Below are 24,071 nucleotides of genomic sequence, written 5' to 3'. Positions count from 1 at the left end.
TCCTCATGAGCGACGCCTGCCGCGCGCCGCGCACCACACGACATCAGGGACGGCCCGGCCCGCTCCCTCACCTCCCCCTACCCAGGTGATGACCATGACCTCCAGCACTCTCCTGTCCGAACCCGCGCCCGCCCCGGCCGCCGACGAGCCCGCGCCCGCACACGGCCCCGCGGACGCGTCCGGAACCGGCGCCCAGCTCGCCCTCGCCGACGACCTGCTGGGCCTGCTGCGGACGACCACCACGGAACCGCGCCCCGACGAGCAGCTCGAAGCACTCACCCTGGCCGTCGCGGCCGACCTGCCCGTGCTGCTCTGGGGCGAGCCCGGCATCGGCAAGACCGCGGCCCTGACCCAGCTCGCCGCCTCCCTGGACCTGCCGCTCACGACCGTCATCGCCAGCGTCCACGAGCCGTCCGACTTCTCCGGACTGCCCATCGTCGGCGACGACCCGGCGGCGCAGGGGGTGCCGATGGCCCCGCCGCAGTGGGCCGTGGAAATCGTCCGCGCCGGGCGGGGGCTCCTCTTCCTCGACGAACTCTCCACCGCCACCCCGGCCGTCCAGGCCGCACTGCTCCGGGTCGTCCTGGAGCGGAAGGTCGGTGCGCTGCAACTGCCGCCCGGCGTACGGATCGTGGCCGCCGCCAACCCGCGCGCCTCGGCGGCGGACGGGTGGGAGCTGAGCCCGCCCCTGGCCAACCGGTTCGTGCACCTGAACTGGGTGCACGACCAGGAGGTGGTGGTGCGCGGCCTGGGCGGCGTCTGGCCCCGGGCGCAGCTGCCCCGGCTCGTGCCGGAGCGGCTGCCGGAAGCGGTGGCCTACGCCCGGCGTGCGGTCTGCGGCTTCCTGAAGGCCCGGCCGACCCTGATCCACCGGCTGCCCAGCACCGAGACGCGGCGCGGCAGCGCCTGGCCCTCGCCCCGCAGCTGGGAGGCGGCCATGACCCTGCTGGCCTTCGGCACGGCCGCCTCGGTCTCCCAGGAGGTGCTGGCGTCGCTGGTGCGGGGCGCGGTGGGGGACGGGCCGGGGCTCGAACTCCTCGCCCACCTGGACCGTATGGACCTGCCCGACCCCGAATCACTCCTGGCCGAGCCCGCCACCGCCGAACTGCCGGCGCGGGGCGACCTGCGGCAGGCGGCGCTGGAGGCGGTGGTGGCGGCCGTCGGGGCACGGCCGTCGAAGGAGCGCTGGGAGGCGGGATGGGCGGTCATGGTCCGCGCCCTGGAAACCGGCGCCCCTGACCTCCTGGTCGCCCCGGCGGCAGTGCTCGCCTCGCTGCGACGCGACGACTGGAAGACACCGGAGGCGGTGGAGCGGCTCGCCGGCGTGATCGGCCTCGCCCGGCGCGCGGCCGAGTCCGTGGAGCGGGTCGCCGCGCGCGGCGCCGGACGAGCCACGGGGGCGCAGCGATGACGGAGGCTTCCGGGCGAGCGGTGCGGGGCGCGCCGGTGGCGGGGGCCGTCGGGCGAGCGGCGGGGGGTACGCCGGTGGCGGGGGCTTCCGGGCGGGTGACGGGGGCTCCGGTCACGGGAGCTTCCGGAGGTCCGCGTCCGGTGCCGCGCCCCATGCCCCCGCCGTCGCGCCCGGTGCGGGTCACCCCGCCGGGGCGGGCGGCCGGCCTCGGCGGGCCGGACGCCCAGGCGGGGCTGCCGCTGGACCTGGACAAACTGCTGGCCGCCCGGCTGCACGCGGTGAAGGTGCGTCCGTACTTGGCCGGCGCGCTCTTCGCGCTGCACGTGGTGGAGGACCGGTCGGTGCCCACCATGGCGGTCGACGCGCACTGGCGCTGCTACGTTTCCCCCGGTTTCGTGTCGCGGACGTCCATGGAGGACCTCGCGGGCATTTGGGTGCACGAGGTCGCGCACCTGATCCGTGACCACCACGGGCGGAGCGAGCGGTACGCCCGGGAGAGCGGCGAACACGGTCCCGGCGAGCGCCTGCGGCGGAACATCGCCGCGGACTTCGAGATCAACGACGACATCTACGGCGACGGTCTGCCCGTACCCTTCGGCGCGGTGCGCCCGTCGCTGCTGCGGCTGCCCGACGGACTGCTGATGGAGGAGTACCTGAGGACGGCGTCGATGTCCGGGACGGCCGCCGACCTGGCCTGGCTGGACTGCGGCAGTGGTGCCGACGGGCAGCCCCGGCCGTGGGAACTGGGACCCGACGGCGCGCATGGGCTGAGCAGACAGCAGCGCGACGCGGTCCGCTTCCGGGTCGCCGAGGCCGTCAAGGGCCGGCCGGGTGACGCGCCCGAGGGGTGGCGCCGCTGGGCGGACGAGGTGTTCCATCCGCCGCAGCCGTGGCGGCAGCTGCTGGGTGCGGCGGTCCGCTCCGCGGCGGCCGTCCCGGGAGTGGGTGACAACCACAGCTACCGGCGTCCGTCGCGGCGTTCGGCCGGCCTTCCCGGGGTGCTGCTGCCCAGCCTGCGCCGTACGCCGCCCCGGGTCTGCGTCGTGATCGACACCTCGGGGTCGGTGAGCGACGCCGAGCTGGGCAGCGCGCTGCTGGAGGTGGCGGCGATATCCCGGGCGGTGGGAGGGCGGCGAGACCTGATCTCGGTGATCTCCTGCGACGCGGCGGCCGGCATCGCGGTCCCGCTCTGCCGAGCCGAGAGCATCGAACTGATCGGCGGCGGGGGAACGGACCTGCGCTCGGGGTTCGCCCGTGCGCTGCACGCCGGGCCGCGGCCGGACGTGATCGTCGCCCTCACCGACGGTCAGACGCCCTGGCCCTCCGCACAGCCGCCCTGCCGCACCGTCGTCGGCCTCTTCCCCCGCCCGGGCCGCCCCGCGGAGAACGACCCCGACTACATCCCGGACACCCCACCTCCCTGGGCACGGGTCGTCGTCATCGGCTGAGCGGGCGAGCCCTCCCTCGCCCGCGCCGGACACCGGCCGGAAGCGGGCGGCGGACCAGGCGGACGAGGACGCGCCGGCCCCGGAACGTGTGACCGGGGCCTGTCCCACGGGCGGGCCTGCCGGGACGGCACACCAGGACCTGCCCGATGCCTGGGCCGGGCGAACGGCTGTCACCAGCCATGACGTGCTGCGCAGCCGGACCGTGCCGTGCTGTGCAGCCGGACCCTGCCGTCCGCCGTCAGGGCGCGGCGGGCGCGGACCCGTGGGGTCGCGCCGGCCTGCTTCGTCAGTGGCGGCCGGGGCCCGGCCCCAGCGGGGACTCGGTCCGGCGGCGACGGCTCGACCTCGCCCCCTGGGCGCCGGTCAACGACACCCGGCAACCGGCGGTCACATGATCCGAAGGAAGCGCCCTAACCCTCCTGGCCCGCCAGCGCGCGTCGCAGCACCGCCCGCTGCACCGGCAGCACCTCGGCGTGCAGAGCCCGGCCCTTGGCGGTGAGCGCGACCCACACCCCGCGCCGGTCCTCCGCGCACACCGAACGCTCCACCAGGCCGTCCTTCTCCAGCCGGCCGATCAGCCGGGACAGCGCGCTCTGGCTCAGGTGGACCCGGCCGACCAGGTTCTGCACCCGGCACTGATCGCCCTGCCCGGGTGATTCCGCCGCCAGGATGTCCAGTACCTCGAAGTCGCTCGCACCCAGTCCGTGCGGATGGAGGGCGCGGTCGATCTCGCACATCGTGCGCGCGTGGACGGCGAGGATGTCCCGCCAGCGTTCTTCGAGCCGGGTGTCGGCGGTCGTGACTGCCATGACCGCACCGTAGCACCGATCCAGCCAATCGTTGTGTGTGCAACTAGTGCTCGGTGCAGCCGTTCGCCCGGGGTTCAGGCCCCCGGGTCCTGCAGCAGCCCCACGAGGTTGCCGTCGGCGTCCTTCACGGAGGCGATCAGCCGGCCGCCACCGACGTCCTGCGCGTCCTGGAGCAGCTCGGCACCCGCCGCCAGCAGCGTCGCGAGCCGCTCCCGCAGGTCCGTCACGTGCCAGTACGGCACCGGGCCGGTCAGGCCCTTGGCGTGCCCGTTCGGGTCGAGGCCGACGTCCTGGCCGGCGGCCTTGTAACCGACGTAGTAGGGCTCGTCCGCGTACGGCTCGACACCCAGCAACGCGCCGAACAGGGCCTTGGCACGCTCCAGGTCCTTCACCGGGTAGATGATCGTCTGCAGGCCGGCAGCCATGGTGCTCACTCCTTGTGAGAGGCGGGGACCCGACGGGCTCCCCGTCGGTGCTCCCACGCTAGGACGCGGAGCCCCACGACGGCTTCTCCGATCCTGACCGGTCCGCGATCCCCGCCTCTCAGGGACGGTCCGCGACTCCCGCCTCTAGGAGACGGTGATCGCGGCCGGTCAGGAGTCCTCACTCGTTGCGCAGCACCTCGGCGACGGTCAGCCGGGCCGCCCGGCGGGCCGGGACCAGGGCGCCCAGGACGGCGATGCCCACGCCCGCGAACGCCAGGACGGCCAGCAGGGGCGCGTGCCAGACGTCCGTCATGTACCGGGGCAGCGTGATGTCGACCCCGGCCGCCATCCGCGGGACCACCACCCGGTGCGCGACGATGCCCAGCGGGACGCCCAGCAGCGACCCCAGCGCGCCGAGCACGCCCATCGACGTCACCGTCATCACCGTCACCTGGCGCGGGGTCATGCCGATCGACTTCAGCATGCCGAGGTCGCGACGCCGGTCATGGGTGTTGAGGACGGCGGTGTTGAACACGCCGAGCGAGGCGACCAGGGCCAGCATCAGGGTGAGCCCGGTCGCCGAGCCCACGATGGTGCCGGTGACGTTGTTCGAACCGCTCAGCTGGACGGACAGCCCCGGATCGGCTGCCTCGGCAGCACGGGCGTACGCCTTCTGGTCCGTGCCCTCGGCCAGCAGGACGTGGTAGGCGATGGGCTCCACCCGCGGCATCAGGGCGGTGACCGTCCGCCAGTCGCCGACGACCAGCCGGTCGTCGGTGTCCATCGTCTCGCCGACCACGGTCACCTGCTCCTCGCGGCCGCCGCTGCGCAGCCGCAGCCGGTCCCCGAGGCGTACTCCGTTGCGGCGCAGGAACGGCGTCCCGGCCACAACCTCCCCGGTCCGGCGCATCCACCGGCCCCTGGTGAGCACGCTGTCCAGGGACGGCCCCCCGCGCCGGCCCTCGAACATGACCACCTGCGTGCTGCCGGCCAGCACCGCGTCGTCGTCCGACCGCGCCGTCACGTGCCTGGCGCCCGGCAACGAGCCCAGCAGCGCCTCCAGTTCACGGTCGCCGTGCACCGGCCGCACCTCCTTGCCGTGCCGGAAGGCGCCGACGTAGACGGTGACGTCGTAGGTGTGGGCGCCGCCGTTCCCGAAGCTGTCGAGCGTCGCCGCCAGTCCGGTCGCGAAGGTCACCGTCGTCACGCCCAGGACCACGGCGGCCAGCGTGAGCGCGCTGCGCGCGGGACGGGCGAACGGGAGCCCCGCGCCGAGGCTCACCGACCGGGGCAGCCGCGCACTCGCCAGGCGCCGCTGAAGGCGGAGCGCCCGGCCGGACCGGGGCGCACTGCCCGCGCTGATGGCCCGCGCCGCCGACAGCCGTCGCGCCCGCAGCGAGGGACCGAGCGCGGCGAGCACGCAGACCAGGGGCATACCGAGCAGGGCGAGCAGGTTCACCCAGGGCGCGATGCCCAGGCTGTCGTGCAGCACGCCCGAGGCCGGCCCGGTGAACACGAAGTCCAGGAACGGCTCCGCCAGCAGGTTGCCCACGAGTGCGCCGAGCGCACAACCGAGGGAGGCCGGAACGGAGATCATCATCAGGTAGACGCCCAGCACCTGCCCCGGCGTGAAGCCCAGTGCCTTCAGGATGCCGATGTGCCGGAACCCGGAGACCACGGCCCCGCCGACCACGCCTGCGACGATCAGCACCGCCACCAGGATGCCGAGGACCCCGAACGCCATCAGATACGGCGCGTACGCGCGCGCGTTGCTGCCGATCCGGTGCTTGAGCGCCAGGTACGTCTGGGAGCCGGCGAGCGCACCCCGAGGCAGTCCCCCGGTCACCCGGGACATGCCGGTGCGCAGGGCGCTCTCCGTCGACGCGTCCCGGAAGCGGAACAGCATCTGCCGGCCGGTCGGGTGCAGCGCCCCGATCTGGTCCGGGGTGACCCAGGCGTCCGCCGTGTGGCTCAGGTCGAAGGCGAACCCGACGATGGTGAGCTTCGGACCCGACGGCACCCGCAACGTCCTGCCGAGGTCGTCGGCGGTCCAGTCGCGCGGCCGGTTCAGGACCATCTCGCCCGGCCGGGTCGGCCAGCGGCCCGCCCACAGGTCCACCCGGTCCACCGGGCCGCCCGGAGCGGAGCGTCCCACCACCGTGATCTGGCCGCCGAGACCGAAGTCCGCCGCCCCGCGCGGAACCTCCAGGGTCGCCTGCCGGAACGGCCCCGCCACCGCCTCCACCCCCGGCTGCCGGGCCGCGCGCGCCAGCCGGGCGTCCGACACCTCGCCGCTGTCGAAGGCGGCCACGACATGCGGCCCGTGCAACTGCTCGAAGGCGCGGTCGAACGGCGCCGACGCCGCGTCGACCAGCCCCAGCGCCACCACGAGCGACCCCGTCGAGACCAGCGTGACCAGCCAGATCACCAGCGTCTGCAGGCGCCGCCTGCGGACGGCCGCGCGCGCGGCCCGCCACACCGCCCTCATACCGACGGCTCCAGGGTGTGCTCGCCGGTCACCCGGCCGTCGGCCACCAGCACCAGACGGCTCGCGCAGCGCTGCGCGAGCCGCTCGTCGTGCGTGACCATCACCAGGGTCTGGCCGATCTGGTTCAGGTCGATCAGCAGGTCCATCACCTGCTCCCCGGCCCGGCTGTCCAGCGCGCCCGTCGGTTCGTCGGCCAGCAGCAGCGCGGGCCGGTTCATCAACGCCCGCGCCACCGCGACACGTTGCCGCTCGCCGCCGCTGAGCACCGCCGGATAGGCGTGGCGCCGGGCGGCGATGCCCAGCTCCTCGAACAGCTCCAGCGCGCGCCGCCGGGCCTGCCGGGCCGGCGTTCCCGTCAACTGGGCGGCCAGCGCCACGTTGTCCAGGGCCGACAGGTCGTCGATGAGGTTGAAGAACTGGAAGATCATGCCGATCCGGCGCCGCCGGTACAGTGCCAGGCCCTTCTCGCTCAACTCCCCGACGTCCTCGCCGTGGACGACGACCCGGCCGGCCGACGGCCGGTCCAGCCCCGCGATCATGTTGAGCAGCGTGGACTTGCCGCACCCCGACGGGCCCATCACCGCGACCGCCTCCCCGGCCCGTATCTCCAGCGACACCCCGTCGAGCGCGACCGTCTCGCCGTACTCCTTGCGCACCCCGTCGAGCCGTACGACGGTGTCTGCCGTTCTCACCTCAGTGACCATGGGCAGGACGCTAGACGCGGGCCCGCACCCCGCACATCCCTCCCCGGACGGCAGCCGGCCGCGGGACTCATCCTGGGGATGCAGGACGCTGAATCCCCAGGTCGATGCGGATGTCAGAGCCGTCTGCGAGAGTGAGGGCCATGGGGGAGTACGACATGCTGACGGCGGCGCTCGCGGTGGCGTGCGCGGCCGTCCTGGGGCTGACCGCGGCGCTGGTGCGCACCCGGCGCCGCTGGCAGGCGGCGGTGGGGGAGCGGGGCTGGCTGCTGGAACGGGAGCGGGAGAGCGCCGCCGAGGCCGCGGTCACGGCCGAACGCGACCGGATCGCCCGGGAGTTGCACGACATCGTCAGCCACAACGTCAGCCTGATGGTCGTCCAGGCGAGCGCCGCCCGGGAGGTGCTCGGCACCATGCCGGACGAGGCGGCGACGGCACTGCGGGCCGTCGAGGACGCGGGCCGGGGCGCGATGACCGACCTCAGACACCTGCTGGGCCTGCTGGCACCCGCGCAGGACGGCACGGACGACGACCCGGGGCCGGGCGCCGAGCCGGTGTCCGCACCGCTCGCCCCGCAGCCCGGCCTGGACCGGCTGGGCCCGCTGGTGGACCGGATATCGTTCGCCGGGCTGCCCGTCGAGGTCCGTGTCTCCGGCGAGCCGCGCCCGCTGCCGCAGGGCATCGACGCGACCGCCTACCGCATCGTCCAGGAAGCCCTGACCAACGCGCTCCGGCACGGCGCCGGCGGCAGGGCCGAGGTGACCGTGCGCTACGCCGAACACGCCCTGCGCGTGGAGATCCTCAACACCGGCCCCAGCGTGCTCACCGGCTCCGCACCGCCCGGCGCGAGACCGCCCGGCGGGGGCACCGGTCGTGGCCTGCTCGGCCTGCGCGAGCGGGTCGCCGTCTACGGCGGTGATCTCGACGCCCGCCGCAGACTGGGCGGCGGCTTCCGCGTACGGGCCCGCATACCCCTGGACCGGCCGTGACCGCGGACGTGCCCGAGCGGGCGCCCCGGGTCCTGATCGCCGACGACCAGACGCTGATCCGGACCGGCTTCCGGCTGATCCTCAACGCCCGGGGCATCGAGGTGGCCGGCGAGGCGGCCGACGGCGCCGAGGCGGTCGCCGCGGTCCGCCGGCTGAGGCCGGACGTCGTCCTCATGGACATCCGCATGCCGGTCATGGACGGCCTGGAGGCCACCCGGCACATCCTGGCCGGGGCACCCGACTGCCGGGTGCTCATGCTGACCACCTTCGACCTGGACCGGTACGTGTACACGGCCCTGTCGATGGGGGCCAGCGGCTTCCTGCTCAAGGACGTCACCCCGGAGCACCTGGCGGCGGCCGTACGGCTCGTCGGCACCGGCGACGCCCTGCTGGCACCGCAGATCACCCGGCGCCTGGTGGAGCGGTACGCGGCCGAGGCGGAGGGGCACACCGCCACCGCCGTGCCCGAGGGACTGGCCGCCCTGACACCCCGCGAGCGGCAGGTGCTGACACTGATGGGCCGCGGTCTGTCCAACGGCGAACTGGCCGCCGAGCTGACCCTGAGCGAGGCCACGGTCAAGTCCCACGTGGCCCGCATCTTCGCCAAGCTCGGCCTGCGCGACCGCGCCCAGGCGGTGGTCCTCGCCTACGAGACCGGGCTGGTACGCCCGGGCGGGCGGGGCGGCGGCCAGGGGAACTGAGCGGCCGCGGACGGGTCCGGTCGCCGCGTGCCCGGAACCGCGTCCGCGACGACGTGCACGCGCGGCCCGGCGATCATGGACGACCGCCGTCCCCGGACGGCGCCCCCAGCGGGGACGGACCTACGGCGCCCCCAGCGGGGACGGACCTACGGCGCCCTCAGCGGGGACGGACCTACGGCGCCCTCAGCGGGGAAGGACCTCCGGCGAGCCCTGCGGCGCCACGTCCCGGCCCGGGTGCGGAGAGGCGCACCGGGCCGAGGCCTCCGGCGTCAGGTCGAGGCGCGCCTGACCAGCTCCGTCGGGAGGATCACCGCGGCCGGGTCCTCGCCGCCCATCTGCGCCAGCAGCACCCGCACCATCTCGTTGCTGATCCGGTCCCACGGCTGCCGGATCGTGGTGAGTTCCGGGGTGGCGGCGGTCGCCGCCGGGGAGTCGTCGAAACCGCCGACGGCGATGTCCTCCGGCACCCGCTTCCCGGCCCGGTGCAGGGCCGCCAGCACCCCCTGCGCCATCAGGTCGGAGGCGACGAACACGGCGTCCATGTCGGGGGCCTGCGCCAGCAGGCGCTCCGCGCCCGCCTCACCGCTGGCCCGGCTGTAGTCGCCGGAGACGACGAGCCGCTCGTCGGCCGCGACGCCCGCCTCGGCGAGCACCTCCCGGTACCCGGCGAGCCGCTCCACACCGCCCGGGGTGTCCAGCGGGCCGGTGACCACGCCGATCCGGCGCCGGCCCAGCGACAGCAGGTGCCGGACCATGTCCCGGGCGCCGTCCCGGTCGTCGGCCGCCACGTAACTCACCTTCGAGCCGAGCCCGATCGGCTTGCCGCAGGCCACCAGCGGCACCCCCGCCTCCCGCAGCTCCTCGGCGACCGGATCACCGGAGTGGCTGGAGACCAGCAGGACCCCGTCGACGTGCCCCGCGGTGATGTACCGCGTGATGCGCCGCCGTTCGTCCTCGGTGCCCGCCAGCATCAGCAGCAGCGGGATGTCGTGCGCGGCCAGCGCCTGGGTGCAGCCGCGCAGCAGGACGTTGAAGTTGGGGTCCTCGAAGAACCGCTCCTGCGGCTCGGTCAGCAGGAAGCCCACCGAGTCGGACCGGCCCGTGATCAGCGAACGGGCGTGCCGGTTCACGACGTACCCGGTCCTGCGGATGGCGGCGTTGACCGCCTCCTGGGCGGCGGGGCTGACGTAGTGGCCGCCGTTGAGCACGCGCGAGACGGTGCCGCGCGAGACACCCGCCTCGCGCGCCACGTCATGGATCGTCGGCGGTCTGCGCCGGCCCCCCGTTTGGCTCATGGTCATGACTTTACGGCCCCGGACAGCAGATCGAGGCTCCAGAAGCGCTGGACGACCAGGAAGAGGGCGATCAGCGGGAGCACCGCGAGGAAGGCACCCGTGATCACCAGGGTGTACAGCGCGGGCGTGTTCGCGCCCTGCTCCAGCAGCGTGTACAGGCCGAGCGTGAGCGGGAACCTCTCGTCGTCGCTGAGCATGATGTACGGCAGCAGGAAGTTGTTCCAGATCGCGACGAACTGGAACAGGAACACCGTGACCATGCCGGGGATCATCATCGGCAGCGCGATCCGGGTGAAGATCCGCCACTCGCTCGCCCCGTCCATCCGTCCCGCCTCCACCACGTCGGCCGGCACGGCGGCGGCCGCGTAGATCCGGGCGAGGTAGACCCCGTACGGGGAGAGGATCTGGGGCAGCAGCACGGACAGGTAGGAGTCCGTGAGGTCGGCCTTCGCCAGCAGCAGGTACTGCGGGATCGCGAGGATCACCGGGGGCATCAGCACGCCCGCGAGCAGGACGTTGAACATCGTCTCGCGGCCCCTGAAGCGGTACGTCGCGAGCGCGTAGCCGCTGAACGCGGACACGGCGGCGGACAGCAGCGCGCCGAGACCGGCGTACAGGGCCGAGTTGCCCATCCACGTCCAGTAGACGCCGCCCCGGTAGGCGTCGAGGTCCCTGAGGTTGTCGGCGAAGCCGGTGCCGGGCAGGAAGGTGAACGTCGAGAACAGCTCGTGCCCGGACTTCGTCGAGGCGATCACCACCCAGGCGACCGGGAGCAGCGTGTAGACCGCGCCCAGCAGCAGCGTGACGGTGGGGATCCAGGCGATCCGGCGGCGCGGTGGCGGACCCTGCGCCGTACCGGGGGTGGTGCCGGCGGCCGGGGCGGCCTTGCGGACGGCGAGGGTGCTCATCCCGCTGCCTCCTGCTTGTTCCGTCGGTTCGCGGCCCGCAGGAAGCCGAACGACAGCAGCAGCGTGACGACGGCGATCAGCGTCGCCTCGGCCGCCGCCGCGTAGATGTCGTTGCGGCCGAAGGCGTCCTGGTACACCTTCATCAGCGGACTCCAGGTCGTGTTGACCGAGTTGGTGAGCGGCTTCAGGGTGGTCGGCTCGTTGAACACCTGGAGCGTCGCGATGATCGAGAAGAAGAACGTCAGCACGAGCGACGGCGCCACCATCGGGATCTTGATCCGCAGCGCGATCTGCAGCGGGGTGGCGCCGTCCAGCTTCGCCGCCTCGTACACCTCGGCCGGGATCGACCTGAGCGAGGTGTAGATGACGATCATGTTGAACCCGGTGCCGCCCCAGACCGCGATGTTCGACAGGGCGAGGTAGAGCGGACCGCCGTCGAGAAGGTCCGGCTGCGGCAGGCCCAGCCTGTCGAGCACGAAGTAGAAGGGGCTGACGTCCGGCAGGTAGAGGAAGCCCCACAGCAGCGCGGCCACCACACCGGGGACGGCGTACGGCAGGAAGACCGCGAGCCGGGTGAACGGGGCGAGCCGCACCTTGTCGGAGTCGAGCATCAGCGCGAACAGCAGCGCCAGGCCGAGCATCACCGGTACGACGATGCAGCCGTAGCCGAGCACGCGCAGCGCGCCGTCCAGCAGTTCGCTGTCCCGGAAGGCCCCGGTGTAGTTCCCGAGACCGGCCCACACCTCCTTCCGGGCGCCCGGGCCCAGGCCGAGCCCGGAGACGCGCACCTTGCGGAAGCTGAGCCAGACCGCGTAGCCGATGGGCAGCGCGAAGAAGAGGGCGAACAGGATCGTGGCGGGGAGGAGGAAGCCGTACGGGGCCCCCTTGACCCCGTACGACCTCCGGCGTGTGGAGCCGCTCACCGGGAGACCTCGAAGCCCTGCTTCTTCATGTCGGCGACCGTGTCGTCCTGCATCGTCTTCAGGGCGGCGGTGAAGTCCGACTTGTTCTTGGCGGCGGCGCCGAAGGCGTCCTTGAAGGACGTGTAGGCGACGTTGACGTTCGGCCCCCACGCGGACGGCGCGGTGGTCTTCGCGATGTCGGCGGCCCGGGTGTAGAAGTCCGCCTGGTGGGAGAAGTACGCGGGCGGGTTGGAGAAGGCGCCGCTGAGCTGGGCGGAGGTGGAGGCCGGGTAGATACCGCCCTCCTTCGCCAGCGCGTTGAGGGCGTCGTGGTCGGTGTTCAGCCAGGCCGCGAACGTGGCGGCGGCCTCCTTGTGCGCGGAGTCGGTGGTGACCGCCGTGGAGGAGCCGCCCCAGCTGCCGGTGACGTCACGGTCCAGCGACCACTGGGGGAGCGGGGCCATGGCCCACTTGCCCTTGGTGTCCGGCGCCGCCGTGTTCAGCGTGCCGGGCGCCCACACGGCGCTGACCCAGGCGATCTGCTTGCCCGTGTTCAACGCCTTGTTCCAGGACGGGGTGTACATCGGCTGGTTGTCGATGACACCTTCCTTGACCAGGCCGCCCCAGAACCTGGCGACCTTCCGGGTGGCCGCGTCGTCGATGCCGACCTTCCACTTGTCGCCGGAGGTGGTCCACCACTTGGCGCCGGCCTGCTGGGCGAGCCCCGCGAAGAGTCCGGAGTCGTTGGCGGAGAAGGTGGTCAGGTCCTTGTCCGGCGCCTTCTGCTTCAGCAGGCGGGCGGTCTCGGCGAACTGCTCCCAGGTGGCGGGGACCTTCAGGCCGTACTTCTTGAACAGGTCCTCGCGGTAGTAGAACATCATCGGGCCGATGTCCTGCGGCACCGCGTAGACCGCGTCCGTGCCGAGCGTGGTCTGCTGCCACACGCCCTCGGCGAACTTGCCCTTGACGTCGCCGACCTCCCCGGAGATGTCGGCGAGGGCGTCGTTGCTGACCAGCGTCGGCAGCGCCTGGTACTCGGCCTGCACCAGGTCCGGGGCCTTCTTCGCCTTGTGCGCGGTGAGGATCTTGGTGACCAGCGTGTCGCCGGACGCCTGCTTCTTCACCGTGACGGTGATCCGTTCCTTCTTCCCCGGCCCCTGGTTCCACAGGTCCACGACCTTGTCCATGCCGGGTGTCCAGGTCCAGTACGTCAGCGAGACGGGACCCGACTCGGCCTTGCTGTCGTCCTCGGAACCGCAGGCGACGAGGGCGGTCGCGCCGAGGGACACGGCGACGGCGGTTGTCACGAGGCGACGGCGCTTCGTGTGCGGCATGGTTTCTCCCCTGACCTGGGCCCCCGCCCGCTGCGGGGACCTGCCATGCAGATGTGCACGTTCACATGACCGGTGTGCTCACGGCGGGAGAACCCCTGTCATGCTTCTGTGAGCGTTCACAGTAGAGAAACATCCCGGACACTTGTCAATGGTTGTTGCTGTGCGGTTATGTTGGGCTTGCACCGCCGATCCTGTGTGTGCACGTTCCCAAATGATCGATCTCCCGGGAGTCATCCATGCCGGACACCAGCCCCAGGGGCCTCACCAGACTCGCCTTCGGCGGGGACTACAACCCCGAGCAGTGGCCGGAATCCGTCTGGCAGGAGGACGTCCGGCTGATGCGGGAGGCCGGCGTCACCATGGTGAGCGTCGGGATCTTCTCCTGGGCGCTGCTGGAACCGGCGGCCGGCGCCTACGACTTCGGCTGGCTGGACCGGGTGCTGGACCTGCTGCACGACAACGGCATCCGGGTCGACCTCGGCACCCCCACCGTCGTACCGCCCGCCTGGTTCTACCGCGCGCACCCGGACGCGCTGCCGGTCACCGCCGAGGGCGTGCGCTACGAGTTCGGCTCCCGCGGCGCGATCTGCCACAGCAACGCCGACTACCGCGCCGCCGCCGCGAACATCACCACGAGACTCGCCGAGCGCTACGGCGACCACCCGGCGCTCGCCATGTGGCACGTCCACAACGAGTACGGCGTTCCCGTGTCGGCCTGCTACTGCGAGTCCTGCGCGGACCACTTCCGCCGCTGGCTCGCGGACACCTACGGCAGCGTGGAGGCCGTCAACGACGCCTGGGGCACCGCCTTCTGGGGGCAGCGCTACACCGACATCGCGCAGATCAACCCGCCCCGGGTCACCCCGACCGTCGGCAACCCGGGCCAGGTCCTCGACTACAAGCGGTTCGCCGACGCCACCATCCGGGAGAACTTCCGCGCCGAGCGTGACATCCTGCACCGCCTCTCACCGGGCGTGCCGGTGACCACCAACTTCATGACCGCCCTGAGCCAGTGCGACTCCATGGACTACTGGGCGTGGGGCCGCGAGGTCGACCTGGTGACCAACGACCACTACCTGATCACCGACGGCCGCCGCACCCACGTCAACCTCGCCATGGCCGCCGACCTCACCCGTTCGGTCGCCGGCGGCGCCCCCTGGCTGCTGCTGGAGCACTCCACCTCGGGCGTCAACTGGCAGCCCCGCAACCCCGCGAAGGCCCCGGGGCAGATGGCACGCAACTCCCTCGCCCACGTGGCGCGCGGCTCCGAGGGCGCGATGTTCTTCCAGTGGCGCCAGTCCCGGCGCGGCGCCGAGAAGTTCCACTCGGCGATGCTGCCGCACGGCGGCACCGGCACCCGCGTCTGGCGCGAGGTGACCGAGCTCGGTGCCGCGGTGGAGGCGCTGGGCGGGATCCGGGGGACCCGTACCGAGGCCGACGTGGCGATGCTGTGGGACTGGCAGTCCTGGTGGGCCCAGAACCTGTCCTGGCGCCCCAGCGAGGACCACGACCCGCGCGAGCGCGCCGACTCCTTCTACGAGGCCCTCTACGACCGCCACCTCACCGTCGACTTCGCCCACCCGGAAGCCGATCTGTCGCGGTACCCGCTGGTCGTCGTGCCGGCCCTGTACCTGATGACCGAGGCCGCCGGGAACAACGTCCGGGAGTACGTCGGGAACGGCGGCACGCTCGTGGTGTCGTACTTCTCCGGGATCGTGGACGAGCACGACGCTGTCCACGAGGGTGCCTACCCGGGTGTGCTGCGCGATGTCCTGGGGCTCACGGTGGAGGAGTTCTCACCGCTGCTCAAGGGCGAGCGGGTCCGTCTGAACGGCCCGGACGGCTCCGGCCCGACCGGGGACGTGTGGACGGAGTTCGTCGTCCCGCGCGGCGCCGAGACCGTGTGGACGTACGCCGACGGGCTCGCCGCGGGCCGCCCGGCCGTCACCCGCCACCGGTACGGACACGGTACCGCCTGGTACGTCTCCACCCGCCTGCACGCCCAGGACCTGGACGCGGTCCTCGGCCGGGCGGCCGGCGACGCCGGCCTCGCCCCGCGCGCCGACCTGCCCCGCGACGTCGAGGTCGTGCGCCGCCGCGGCGAGTCGGGCAGCTACCTCTTCGTCATCAACCACACCGCCGGCGACACCAAAGTGCCGCTGGACGCGCCCGGCACGGAGCTGCTGACGGGCGAACGCGCCGCGGGCCGCCTCGCGGTCCCGGCGGGGGCCGTCCGGGTCGTACGACTCGACGGCTGAGCCGGCTCCCCTCCGCCCGCGCGTGCCACGAGAGCCGCGGGCGGAGGGGCTCTCCTCCAGCCCCACTGGAGGACACCCCTCCCCAGTTACGTCGAAGGGACGACGGACGATGAAGTTCCATCCCAGACGCACCATCAGGGCCCTGCTGCCGCCGCTCGCGGCCGGGCTCGCCCTCGCCGCCCTGCCCGCCCAGACCGCCCACGCCGCGAGCACCCTCGCCAACGGCGGCTTCGAGTCCGACGGCACGGGCTCGGCCGCCCCCGCGGGCTGGTCCGAGTACGGCGACACCGGCGCCTCGTACACGGAGTCCGGCGGCCACAGCGGCGGTTACCGCCTCAGCCACTACTCCTCCTCCGCGTACAAGGTGGAGACGTACCAGTACCTGTCCGGGCTGGCGAACGGGACCTACACGCTCACGGCGTGGGTCCGTTCCAGCGGAGGACAGAACGCTGCCTACATGGCGCTCAGGAACTGCGGGAGCGCGGAGCAGCGCACGGACCTGCCCATATCGTCCAGTGGGTGGATCCGAATCGTCACGTCGGTCAAGGTGACCAACAACCAGTGCACCATCAGCGTCAACAGTGACGCGAATGCCGGCAACTGGATCAATGTTGACGATCTGAGCTTCACGTCCGGTACGACCGGCACCTCCGTCCACGGCGCCGACATCTCCTCCCTGGCCAAGAGCGAGGCCAAGGGCGGGGTGTACCGCACGAGTTCGGGCACCTCCGGCGACGCCCTCGCCATCCTCAAGTCGTCCGGCATGAACTACGCGCGCGTGAAGGTCTGGGTGAACCCGGCCGACGGCTTCAACGACAAGGCGCACGTCCTCGCCCTGGCCAAGCGCGTCAAGGCACAGGGCATGAAGCTCCTGGTCGACTTCCACTACTCGGACACCTGGGCCGACCCGGGCGCCCAGACCAAGCCGGCCGCGTGGGCGGGCCACACCTACAGCCAGCTGAAGACGGACGTGTACAACCACACGTACGACGTGTTGAACGCCCTGAAGGCTCAGGGCACCACCGCCGACATGGTCCAGGTGGGCAACGAGATCAACGGCGGCATGCTGTGGTCCGAGGGATCCACGGACCACTGGAGCCAGCTCGCCGGATTGATCAACTCGGGCTACGGTGCCGTCAAGGCGGTCAACCCGTCCACCGTCGTCGCGCTGCACCTGGCGAAGGGCGGGGACAAGGCCGGCACCGAATGGTGGTTCGACAACGCGGTCGCGAACGGGGTGAAGTTCGACGCGATCGGCCTGTCGTACTACGGCTACTGGCACGGCCCGTTGTCCGACTTCCAGACCACCCTGGACGACGCGGCCTCCCGCTACGGCAAGCCGGTGTTCGTCGCCGAGACGGCCTACCCCTTCCGTCTGGACAGCGACGACTCGCTCACCAACCAGATCGACACCATCGGCGAGCTGGTCTCCGGCTACCCGGCGACCGTGGCCGGCCAGACCAAGTGGATGAACGACGTGGCGAGCATCGTGGAGGCCGTCCCGAACGGCCGTGGCCTCGGCGTCTTCTACTGGGAGGCGACCTGGACCGCCGTCAGCGGCAACGGCTGGGACCCGGCGGACGCCGGCTCCGGCAACGGCTGGGAGAACCAGGCCCTGTTCGGCTACGACGACAGGGCGCTCTCCTCGATGACGTGGTTCAGCCACCGCTGAGCCGTGCGTGACGGGGCCCGGCCGCACCCGCGGCCGGGCCCCGCCGTGTGTGCGGGGCCGATGGGAACCCTCCTCGGCCGCACGGCCGTGCGGTACCGGACAACGGCCGCCGAGTCCCGGACGGGACGGCGTCCCGGGGGCCACAGTGGGAAGACTGCGTACGAGGAGGCCGGGAGCGGGAGGGCGGACGGATGACGGAGACTCCCTCGGGCCGGATGCGGCAGACCATCCTGGAGTGGCTCAAGGATCCGCCGGCGCACTTCCCCGCGACGGGCCGCAGCGGCTCCGCCGAGACCGGCGTCACCGCGCGGGCCGTCGCCGCCAAGCTGGGCGTGCCCTGCCGGACCGCCCGTTCCCACCTGGACCTCCTCACCCGCCTCGGCCTCCTGCGCACCCACCGGATGCGCTGCCGCACCTACTACCGGCGCGACGAGATCCGCATCGCCGAGGTGGCCCGTCTGTTCGAGAAGGGCTGGTGAGGGCGGCGGCCGCGGGAAGCCGCCGCCAGGAGACGGCGGGGACGCGGGGGCGGCGGGGGACGGGGGCGCAGCACACCGTAGGACGGCTGACGGCAACGGATGGCAGGGGGCATGGACGCACGGCGGGAAGCGGCCAGGACCGGGGACCGCGGGGGCGGCGGCGGATGCAGGGGACCGCGGGGGGCAGGCGAAGACCCGGGGGAGGCGGCCGGGACTGTGGGGGTGGCTGCTGATGGCAGGGATGGCGGGGATGGCGGGGCAGGCGTGGGCGGTGCGGGCGGCAGGATGTGGAGGCCGGCGGCGGCAGTGGATGCAGGGGGGCGGCGGGGCAGGCGAGGGCCCGAGTCGGCGGCCGGATTGCCGTGGGCGGCTGCTGATGGCGGGGCAGGCGGGGGCGGTGCGGGCGGCAGGACGTGGAGGCCGGCAGCGGCAGTGGATGCAGGGGGGCGGCGGGGGCAGGCGAAGACCCGAGTCGACCGGGACTGCGGGGGCGGCTGCTGATGGCGGGGACCGCGGGGCAGGCGGGGATGGTGCGGGCGGCGGGACGTGGAGGCCGGCAGCGGCAGTGGATGCAGGGGGGCGGCGGGGGCAGGCGAAGACCCGAGTCGGCGGCCGGATTGCTGGCGGCTGCTGATTGCAGGGATGGCAGGGACCGCAGGGCAGGCGGGGACGGTGCGGGCGGCAGGATGCCCGGCAGCGGATGACAGGGGGGACGGCAGGAGTCCCCGACGGAGGAGGGACCACGCATGGACCGACCCACGGCACTCGTGCCGCTCCACTACGTCGCCCTGGGCGCCCGCGGCCCCGAGGACGTCGTCGCCGACCCGCACGGGCGCGTGCTGACCGGCGTCGCGGACGGGCGCATCCTCCGCGTCCACCACCTCGGCGACCCGCGCACCGCCCGCGTGGAGGTGCTGGCCGAGACGGGAGGCCGTCCCCTCGGGCTGGAACTGCTGCCGGACGGCGACCTGCTGGTGTGCGACGCGGAACGCGGCCTCCTGCGCGTGGGCACGGACGACGGCACCGTCCGCGTCCTCGCCGACTCCCTGGCGGGGGAGCCGCTCCGCTTCTGCAGCAACGCCGTCGCCCTGCCCGACGGCGCCGTGTACGTCACCGTCTCCAGCCGCCGCTACCCGCTGAGCCGGTGGATCGGCGACATCGTCGAGCACACCGGCACCGGGCTCCTGCTGCGGCTCGCCCCCGAGGGCGGGGAGCCCGAGGTCGTGCTGGACGGGCTCCAGTTCGCCAACGGGCTCGCCCCGAGCGCCGACGGCTCCTGCCTGGTGATCGCCGAGACCGGCTCCTGCCGCCTGACCCGTTACCGGCTCACCGGCCCCCGCGCCGGCCGGGCCGAACCCTTCGCCGAGCTGCCCGGGATGCCCGACAACCTCTGGCGCGAGGGCCCCGGCGGTCTCCTATGGGCCGCCCTGGCCAGCCCCCGCGTCCCCCCGCTGGACCTGCTGCACCGCACCCCGCCGGCCGTCCGCCGCACCTCTGCCCGGGCCGCCGTACGCGCGCCGTACCGTCCGAGCGGGACCGTAGGCGTCGTCGCCGTGGACGACCGGGGCCGCATCGTCCACCACCTCGTCCGCCGGCGCTCCGGCTTCCGCATGGTCACCAGCGTGTGTGCCGTCGGCGACCACCTGGTGCTCGGCAGCCTCCAGGAGCCGGGAGTGGCGGTCTGCGCCCGGCCCGGCGCCGACTGAGGCGGCGGTACGCTGGTCCCGGCCTTGATCCCGTCGGGCGGAGGCCGCAGAGGAGACGTACCAGATGACAGCCCCGGAGACGGAGACCCGCGGCGTCCGCCCCGCGCCGGCGCGACGGCCCGAGTGGCGTGCGCAGGCGCCCGTCGTCGCCGTCGTGGCGGCTGGCGGCGCGCTCGGCGCGGTGGCCCGCTACGCGCTCACGCTCGCCTGGCCGACGCCCCCCGGCGGCTTCCCCTGGGCGACGTTCTGGACCAACGTCTCCGGCTGCGCCGCCATGGGCGTGCTCATGGTGCTGGTCACCGAGGTGTGGGCGGCCCACCGGCTGCTGCGGCCGTTCCTCGGCACCGGGGTCCTCGGCGGTTTCACCACCTTCTCCACCTACGCGGTCGACACGCGGGGGCTGGTCGACGCCGGCCGCCCGGCGCTGGGCCTCGCCTATCTCGCCGCGACGCTCCTGGCGGCCCTCGCGGCGGTGTGGCTCGCCTCCGTCGCCGCCCGCGGGCTGCTCACCGGGAGGCAGCGATGACCACCCTCACCCGCCCCGCCCTCCGGCTCACCGTGTACACGGGCGAGAACGACACCTGGCACCACCGGCCCCTCTACTCCGAGATCGTCCACCGCGCGCACGCCGCCGGACTCGCCGGGGCCAGCGTCTTCCGGGGCATCGAGGGCTACGGCGCCTCCTCCCGCATCCACACCTCCCGCCTGCTGTCCCTGAGCGAGGACCTGCCGGTCGCGGTGGTCGTCGTGGACACCGTGGAGCGGGTGCGGGCCTTCCTGCCGCAGCTGGCCGAACTCGTCGGCGAGCGCCTCGTCACCCTGGAGGAGTGCGAGGTCGTCCTCGCCCGGTCCGGGGCGACCGGGGGGACCCCGGGCGCGGGCCACACACCGGACCCGGACGGAACGGACGGGGAAGGTAAGAAGTCGTTGTGAACTGGCTGCTGGTCGTCGCGGGAGCCGTCGTGGGCGCGCCCGTGCGCTATCTCACGGACCGTGCCGTGCAGGCCCGCCACGACTCGCTCTTCCCTTGGGGCACCTTCGTGGTGAACGTGGTGGGCTGCCTGGTCCTCGGGCTGCTCACCGGCGCCGTCTCCGCCGGGGCCGCCGGGCCCCATCTGCGCCTCCTGGTGGGCACCGGGCTGTGCGGTGCGCTGACGACGTACTCGACCTTCTCCTACGAGACCCTGCGGCTGACCGAGGCGGGCTCCGGCATCTACGCTGCCCTGAACGTCGTGGCAAGCGTGTCGGCCGGGCTCGCGGCAGCCTTTACCGGGGTCTCACTCGCCGGCGCCCTGTGGGCCTGACGGCTTGCCACCCGGCCGGGCACAACAATTACTGTCTACAGCACTGTCGACCAACTCCTCAGAACTGGATCCCATGAGCGCCATCTCCGTCGGTCAGGCCGTCGTCCTCGGAGTAGTAGAGGGGGTGACCGAGTTCCTCCCCGTGTCCTCCACCGGCCACCTCAAGATCGCCGAGGGGCTCATGGACATCCCCGTCGACGACAAGTCCGTCGTCGGGTTCTCCGCCGTCATCCAGGTCGGTGCCATCGCCGCCGTGCTCGTGTACTTCTTCAAGGACATCCGGCGGATCGTCACCGCATGGTTCCGCGGTCTGGCCAACCGCGAGGAGCGCTACCACCACGACTACAAGTTCGCCTGGTGGGTGATCGCCGCCACCGTGCCGATCGTCGTGGTGGGCCTGGCCGCGAAGCCCCTGATCGACGGCCCGCTCGCCTCGCTGTGGGTGGTCGCCGGATCGCTGATCGTCGGCTCGGGCGTGATGTGGGCCGCCGACCAGATGGGCCGGCACAAGCGCGGTGAGGACGACACGTCCTTCAAGGACGCGATGTGGGTCGGCTGCTCCCAGATCCTCGCCCTGCTCTTCCCCGGCTTCTCCCGCTCCGGCGCCACCATGTCCACCGCGCTCATCCTGGACCTGGACCGCGTCGCCGCCACCCGGCTCTCCTTCTTCCTCGGCATCCCCGCCCTGACGGGCGCGGGCCTGTACGAGCTGAAGGACGCCCTCGGCGCGGGCGTCGGCGCCGCCCCGCTGGCCGTCGGCACCGTCGTCTCGTTCGTCGTCGCCTACGCCTCCATCGCCTGGCTGCTCAAGTTCGTCGCCAAGCACTCCTTCAACGCCTTCGTGATCTACCGGATCGCCGTCGGTGCCCTCCTTCTCGGCCTGCTGGCCACGGGCACGCTCGGCAGCTGAACCGACGTCGCTGATCACCCACGGGGTGCGGATGCCTGCATTCAGGCGCCGCACCCCGTGAATGTCTCCTTACCGGATGTCTTGACAGCCCTGGCCGGCAACCCGCAGGATCGCTCCTGTGAACCTGTCAGACAGCCAGACAGGTGGTCTCGTTCCCCGGCGCGTCAGCGCCATGGAAGCGGTGCTCGACCACCTCCGCGGCGCCATCGAGCGCGGGCGGTACGCCATCGGCGACAAGCTGCCCTCCGAGGCCGAGCTGTGCCGCACCCTCGAGGTGTCCCGGCCCGTGCTGCGCGAGGCACTGCGCGCCCTGCAGACGATGGGCCTCACGGTCTCCCGGACCGGCAAGGGCACCTTCGTCGTCGCGAACACCGTCGAGGACCCCACCTTCGGCGACTACGCGGCCAGCGACCTGCTGGAGGTCCGCCGCCACATCGAGATCCCGGTCGCCGGGTACGCGGCCCTGCGCCGTACCCCGGAGAACCTGGACCACCTGGCCCACCTGCTCGACCGCATGGAGCGGGAGACGGACACCACCGCCTGGGTCGCGATGGACACCCTCTTCCACCTCGCCGTGGCCGAGGCCGCCCAGAACCCGGTCTTCCGCCGGGTCATCGAGGAGATCCGTGACGCACTGGCGCGTCAGTCGGCCTTCCTCAACGAGCTGGGCGGGCGCCGCGAGCAGTCCAACCGCGAGCACCGGGCGATCGTGGAGGCGCTGGTCGACGGTTCCGAGCACGACGCGGTGGAGGCCATGAGCCACCATCTGGACCGCGTCGAGACGACTCTCACCGACATCGTCCGTCCCCAGCGGACGGACTCCCCAACGGAAGGCGGACCCGAGGCGTGAGCGAGCAGCACCTCAAAGACGAGACGCGCCCCTCGTCCGGCCATGTCGACGCCGGAGACGCCGGCTACAGCAAAGGCCTGAAGCACCGGCACGTCAACATGATCGCCATCGGCGGCGCCATCGGCACCGGCCTCTTCCTCGGCGCGGGCGGCCGGCTCGCCGACGCCGGGCCCTCCCTCTTCATCGCGTACGCCGTCTGCGGCGTCTTCGCGTTCCTGGTCGTCCGCGCCCTCGGCGAGCTCGTCCTGTACCGCCCCTCCTCCGGCGCCTTCGTGTCGTACGCCCGGGAGTTCCTGGGCGAGAAGGGCGCCTACACCGCGGGCTGGATGTACTTCCTCAACTGGGCCACCACCGGGATCGCCGACATCACGGCGGTCGCCACCTACACCCACTACTGGGGCCTGTTCTCCGACATCCCGCAATGGTTGATCGCATTGATCGCCCTCGCCGTCGTGTTGACCGTCAACCTGATCTCCGTCAAGATCTTTGGCGAACTGGAGTTCTGGTTCGCGATCGTCAAGGTCGGCGCGCTCGTCGTCTTCCTGTGCATCGGCATATTCCTGCTGGTCACACAGCACCCGGTCGACGGCCACCAGCCCGGTCCGTCCCTGATCACCGACAACGGCGGCGTCTTCCCCAACGGCCTGCTGCCCATGCTGCTGATCATCCAGGGCGTCGTCTTCGCCTACGCCTCCGTCGAGCTGGTCGGCGTCGCCGCCGGCGAGACCGAGAACCCCGAGAAGATCATGCCGAAGGCGATCAACTCGATCATGTGGCGCGTGGGCCTGTTCTACGTCGGCTCGGTCGTCCTGCTGTCGATGCTGCTCCCGTGGAACAAGTACTCCGCCGGTGAGAGCCCCTTCGTCACCGTCCTGTCCCACATCGGCGTTCCGGCGGCCGGCGGCGTGATGAACCTGGTCGTCCTGACCGCGGCCATGTCGTCCCTGAACTCCGGCCTGTACTCCACCGGCCGCATCCTGCGCTCGATGGCGATGAGCGGCTCCGCCCCGAAGTTCACCGCCCGGATGAGCCGCAGCCAGGTCCCGTACGGCGGGATCCTGCTCACCAGCGGTATCTGTGTCCTCGGCGTGGGCCTGAACTACGTGGTGCCCGCGGACGCGTTCGAGATCGTCCTCAACTTCGCGGCGATCGGCATCCTCGCGACCTGGGGCATGATCATGGTCTGCCACCTGCTCTTCTGGCGGAAGGCCCGCAGCGGCGAGACGGCCCGGCCGTCGTACCGCCTGCCGGGCTCCCCCTGGACCGAGATCGTGACGCTGGCGTTCCTCGCCTCCGTCCTGGTCCTCATGTACGCCGACGGCGGCGCCGGACGCACCACCGTGCTCTGTCTGCCGCTGATCGTCGCAGCGCTGGTCGCAGGCTGGTACGCCATCCGCGCCCGCGCGACCCGCACGACCCGCACGTCCACCGGCGCCGACGCGTGACCCGCGTTCCGGCCGACCCCGACCCCACACCTCAGG

Annotated in this window: 22 protein-coding genes; 14 read left to right on the top strand and 8 right to left on the bottom strand. The window is 72.6% G+C overall.

The annotated features are described in order from the left end of the window. The first annotated feature begins 94 nt into the window (after window positions 1-94). Together ACZ4VF_RS13910 and ACZ4VF_RS13905 are read left to right on the top strand one after the other, a co-directional pair. Window positions 95-1,411: an AAA family ATPase gene (locus ACZ4VF_RS13910; protein ID WP_467925931.1), complete on the top strand. Its 1,317-nt coding sequence runs from the start codon at window positions 95-97 to the stop codon at window positions 1,409-1,411. A gap of 245 nt (window positions 1,412-1,656) precedes the next feature. Then, a complete protein-coding gene (locus ACZ4VF_RS13905; RefSeq protein WP_467926562.1) occupies window positions 1,657-2,859 on the top strand; it encodes a vWA domain-containing protein in 1,203 nt (400 codons plus the stop codon). A 410-nt stretch (window positions 2,860-3,269) separates the two neighbouring features. Here the strand turns inward: ACZ4VF_RS13905 and ACZ4VF_RS13900 are convergent, their stop codons facing one another. The 4 genes from ACZ4VF_RS13900 to ACZ4VF_RS13885 all read right to left on the bottom strand — a co-directional run bounded on the left by ACZ4VF_RS13900 (window position 3,270) and on the right by ACZ4VF_RS13885 (window position 7,285). Next, window positions 3,270-3,668, bottom strand: coding sequence for a MarR family winged helix-turn-helix transcriptional regulator (locus tag ACZ4VF_RS13900; RefSeq protein ID WP_467925930.1), 399 nt, complete (start codon window positions 3,666-3,668; stop codon window positions 3,270-3,272). A gap of 74 nt (window positions 3,669-3,742) precedes the next feature. Next, the gene (locus ACZ4VF_RS13895; protein ID WP_467925928.1) at window positions 3,743-4,093 is read right to left on the bottom strand and encodes a VOC family protein; all 351 of its coding nucleotides are present in this window, start codon (window positions 4,091-4,093) and stop codon (window positions 3,743-3,745) included. Window positions 4,094-4,271: 178 nt separating this feature from the next. Beyond that, on the bottom strand, window positions 4,272-6,581 hold the full coding sequence (locus ACZ4VF_RS13890) for an ABC transporter permease (protein WP_467925927.1): 2,310 nt from the start codon (window positions 6,579-6,581) through the stop codon (window positions 4,272-4,274). Beyond that, window positions 6,578-7,285 (bottom strand): ABC transporter ATP-binding protein, encoded by a 708-nt coding sequence (locus ACZ4VF_RS13885; protein WP_467925926.1) that lies wholly within the window; start codon window positions 7,283-7,285, stop codon window positions 6,578-6,580. Before ACZ4VF_RS13885 ends, ACZ4VF_RS13890 begins: the two co-directional genes overlap by 4 nt. 140 nt (window positions 7,286-7,425) lie before the next feature. Between ACZ4VF_RS13885 and ACZ4VF_RS13880 the strand changes: the two genes are divergently transcribed. Both ACZ4VF_RS13880 and ACZ4VF_RS13875 read left to right on the top strand, forming a co-directional pair. Further along, complete coding sequence (locus ACZ4VF_RS13880; protein WP_467925924.1) at window positions 7,426-8,271, top strand: sensor histidine kinase; 846 nt, start codon at window positions 7,426-7,428, stop codon at window positions 8,269-8,271. Next, window positions 8,268-8,972: a response regulator gene (locus tag ACZ4VF_RS13875; protein WP_467925923.1), complete on the top strand. Its 705-nt coding sequence runs from the start codon at window positions 8,268-8,270 to the stop codon at window positions 8,970-8,972. Before ACZ4VF_RS13880 ends, ACZ4VF_RS13875 begins: the two co-directional genes overlap by 4 nt. A 269-nt stretch (window positions 8,973-9,241) precedes the next feature. Here ACZ4VF_RS13875 and ACZ4VF_RS13870 read toward each other — a convergent pair whose 3' ends face one another. From ACZ4VF_RS13870 to ACZ4VF_RS13855, 4 genes are read right to left on the bottom strand one after another with little or no spacing between them, the layout of a single operon-like run. Then, window positions 9,242-10,273 carry a LacI family DNA-binding transcriptional regulator gene (locus tag ACZ4VF_RS13870; protein ID WP_467925922.1) on the bottom strand — a complete coding sequence of 344 codons (1,032 nt, stop codon included), beginning with the start codon at window positions 10,271-10,273 and terminating at the stop codon, window positions 9,242-9,244. Further along, the gene (locus tag ACZ4VF_RS13865; protein ID WP_467925920.1) at window positions 10,270-11,175 is read right to left on the bottom strand and encodes a carbohydrate ABC transporter permease; all 906 of its coding nucleotides are present in this window, start codon (window positions 11,173-11,175) and stop codon (window positions 10,270-10,272) included. The genes ACZ4VF_RS13870 and ACZ4VF_RS13865 overlap by 4 nt, the downstream gene beginning before the upstream one ends. After that, window positions 11,172-12,098, bottom strand: coding sequence for a carbohydrate ABC transporter permease (locus tag ACZ4VF_RS13860; protein WP_467925919.1), 927 nt, complete (start codon window positions 12,096-12,098; stop codon window positions 11,172-11,174). The genes ACZ4VF_RS13865 and ACZ4VF_RS13860 overlap by 4 nt, the downstream gene beginning before the upstream one ends. Next, the gene (locus ACZ4VF_RS13855; protein ID WP_467925918.1) at window positions 12,095-13,411 is read right to left on the bottom strand and encodes an ABC transporter substrate-binding protein; all 1,317 of its coding nucleotides are present in this window, start codon (window positions 13,409-13,411) and stop codon (window positions 12,095-12,097) included. Before ACZ4VF_RS13855 ends, ACZ4VF_RS13860 begins: the two co-directional genes overlap by 4 nt. Window positions 13,412-13,647: 236 nt before the next feature. Between ACZ4VF_RS13855 and ACZ4VF_RS13850 the strand changes: the two genes are divergently transcribed. The 10 genes from ACZ4VF_RS13850 to ACZ4VF_RS13805 all read left to right on the top strand — a co-directional run bounded on the left by ACZ4VF_RS13850 (window position 13,648) and on the right by ACZ4VF_RS13805 (window position 24,035). Continuing rightward, the gene (locus ACZ4VF_RS13850; RefSeq protein WP_467925916.1) at window positions 13,648-15,669 is read left to right on the top strand and encodes a beta-galactosidase; all 2,022 of its coding nucleotides are present in this window, start codon (window positions 13,648-13,650) and stop codon (window positions 15,667-15,669) included. 109 nt (window positions 15,670-15,778) lie between these two features. Then, a complete protein-coding gene (locus ACZ4VF_RS13845; RefSeq protein WP_467925915.1) occupies window positions 15,779-17,341 on the top strand; it encodes a glycosyl hydrolase 53 family protein in 1,563 nt (520 codons plus the stop codon). Window positions 17,342-17,532: 191 nt separating this feature from the next. Beyond that, window positions 17,533-17,820 (top strand): ArsR family transcriptional regulator, encoded by a 288-nt coding sequence (locus ACZ4VF_RS13840; protein ID WP_467925914.1) that lies wholly within the window; start codon window positions 17,533-17,535, stop codon window positions 17,818-17,820. Between the two features lie 746 nt (window positions 17,821-18,566). Continuing rightward, window positions 18,567-19,526, top strand: a complete 960-nt coding sequence (locus ACZ4VF_RS13835; protein WP_467925912.1) for an SMP-30/gluconolactonase/LRE family protein — start codon at window positions 18,567-18,569, stop codon at window positions 19,524-19,526. Between the two features lie 64 nt (window positions 19,527-19,590). Next, entirely contained in the window at window positions 19,591-20,052 is a 462-nt protein-coding gene (gene crcB, locus ACZ4VF_RS13830; RefSeq protein ID WP_467925911.1) for a fluoride efflux transporter CrcB, read from the top strand. Continuing rightward, on the top strand, window positions 20,049-20,459 hold the full coding sequence (locus tag ACZ4VF_RS13825) for a DUF190 domain-containing protein (protein ID WP_467925910.1): 411 nt from the start codon (window positions 20,049-20,051) through the stop codon (window positions 20,457-20,459). The genes crcB (ACZ4VF_RS13830) and ACZ4VF_RS13825 overlap by 4 nt, the downstream gene beginning before the upstream one ends. After that, on the top strand, window positions 20,456-20,830 hold the full coding sequence (gene crcB, locus ACZ4VF_RS13820) for a fluoride efflux transporter CrcB (RefSeq protein WP_467925908.1): 375 nt from the start codon (window positions 20,456-20,458) through the stop codon (window positions 20,828-20,830). The genes ACZ4VF_RS13825 and crcB (ACZ4VF_RS13820) overlap by 4 nt, the downstream gene beginning before the upstream one ends. Before the next feature lie 73 nt (window positions 20,831-20,903). After that, window positions 20,904-21,740 (top strand): undecaprenyl-diphosphate phosphatase, encoded by an 837-nt coding sequence (locus ACZ4VF_RS13815; protein WP_467925907.1) that lies wholly within the window; start codon window positions 20,904-20,906, stop codon window positions 21,738-21,740. Window positions 21,741-21,912: 172 nt separating this feature from the next. After that, entirely contained in the window at window positions 21,913-22,590 is a 678-nt protein-coding gene (locus tag ACZ4VF_RS13810; protein ID WP_467926561.1) for a FadR/GntR family transcriptional regulator, read from the top strand. Next, window positions 22,587-24,035: an amino acid permease gene (locus ACZ4VF_RS13805; RefSeq protein WP_467925905.1), complete on the top strand. Its 1,449-nt coding sequence runs from the start codon at window positions 22,587-22,589 to the stop codon at window positions 24,033-24,035. Before ACZ4VF_RS13810 ends, ACZ4VF_RS13805 begins: the two co-directional genes overlap by 4 nt. Window positions 24,036-24,071 lie beyond the last annotated feature (36 nt).

The sequence above is a fragment of the Streptomyces sp. NPDC029151 genome (genome assembly GCF_055564315.1).
Note: the sequence above shows the minus strand (reverse complement) of the source record. Positions and strands in the feature narration are given on the sequence as shown.

Excerpts from the sequence above, each read along its gene's own strand:
- ACZ4VF_RS13910 (WP_467925931.1), top strand. The coding sequence starts at position 95 with ATGACCTCCAGCACTCTCCTGTCCGAACCCGCGCCCGCCCCGGCCGCC.
- ACZ4VF_RS13900 (WP_467925930.1), bottom strand. The coding sequence starts at position 3,668 with ATGGCAGTCACGACCGCCGACACCCGGCTCGAAGAACGCTGGCGGGAC.
- ACZ4VF_RS13895 (WP_467925928.1), bottom strand. The coding sequence starts at position 4,093 with ATGGCTGCCGGCCTGCAGACGATCATCTACCCGGTGAAGGACCTGGAG.
- ACZ4VF_RS13890 (WP_467925927.1), bottom strand. The coding sequence starts at position 6,581 with ATGAGGGCGGTGTGGCGGGCCGCGCGCGCGGCCGTCCGCAGGCGGCGC.
- ACZ4VF_RS13885 (WP_467925926.1), bottom strand. The coding sequence starts at position 7,285 with ATGGTCACTGAGGTGAGAACGGCAGACACCGTCGTACGGCTCGACGGG.
- ACZ4VF_RS13880 (WP_467925924.1), top strand. The coding sequence starts at position 7,426 with ATGGGGGAGTACGACATGCTGACGGCGGCGCTCGCGGTGGCGTGCGCG.
- ACZ4VF_RS13870 (WP_467925922.1), bottom strand. The coding sequence starts at position 10,273 with ATGACCATGAGCCAAACGGGGGGCCGGCGCAGACCGCCGACGATCCAT.
- ACZ4VF_RS13865 (WP_467925920.1), bottom strand. The coding sequence starts at position 11,175 with ATGAGCACCCTCGCCGTCCGCAAGGCCGCCCCGGCCGCCGGCACCACC.
- ACZ4VF_RS13855 (WP_467925918.1), bottom strand. The coding sequence starts at position 13,411 with ATGCCGCACACGAAGCGCCGTCGCCTCGTGACAACCGCCGTCGCCGTG.
- ACZ4VF_RS13850 (WP_467925916.1), top strand. The coding sequence starts at position 13,648 with ATGCCGGACACCAGCCCCAGGGGCCTCACCAGACTCGCCTTCGGCGGG.
- ACZ4VF_RS13845 (WP_467925915.1), top strand. The coding sequence starts at position 15,779 with ATGAAGTTCCATCCCAGACGCACCATCAGGGCCCTGCTGCCGCCGCTC.
- ACZ4VF_RS13840 (WP_467925914.1), top strand. The coding sequence starts at position 17,533 with ATGACGGAGACTCCCTCGGGCCGGATGCGGCAGACCATCCTGGAGTGG.
- ACZ4VF_RS13835 (WP_467925912.1), top strand. The coding sequence starts at position 18,567 with ATGGACCGACCCACGGCACTCGTGCCGCTCCACTACGTCGCCCTGGGC.
- crcB (WP_467925911.1), top strand. The coding sequence starts at position 19,591 with ATGACAGCCCCGGAGACGGAGACCCGCGGCGTCCGCCCCGCGCCGGCG.
- ACZ4VF_RS13825 (WP_467925910.1), top strand. The coding sequence starts at position 20,049 with ATGACCACCCTCACCCGCCCCGCCCTCCGGCTCACCGTGTACACGGGC.
- ACZ4VF_RS13815 (WP_467925907.1), top strand. The coding sequence starts at position 20,904 with ATGAGCGCCATCTCCGTCGGTCAGGCCGTCGTCCTCGGAGTAGTAGAG.
- ACZ4VF_RS13810 (WP_467926561.1), top strand. The coding sequence starts at position 21,913 with ATGGAAGCGGTGCTCGACCACCTCCGCGGCGCCATCGAGCGCGGGCGG.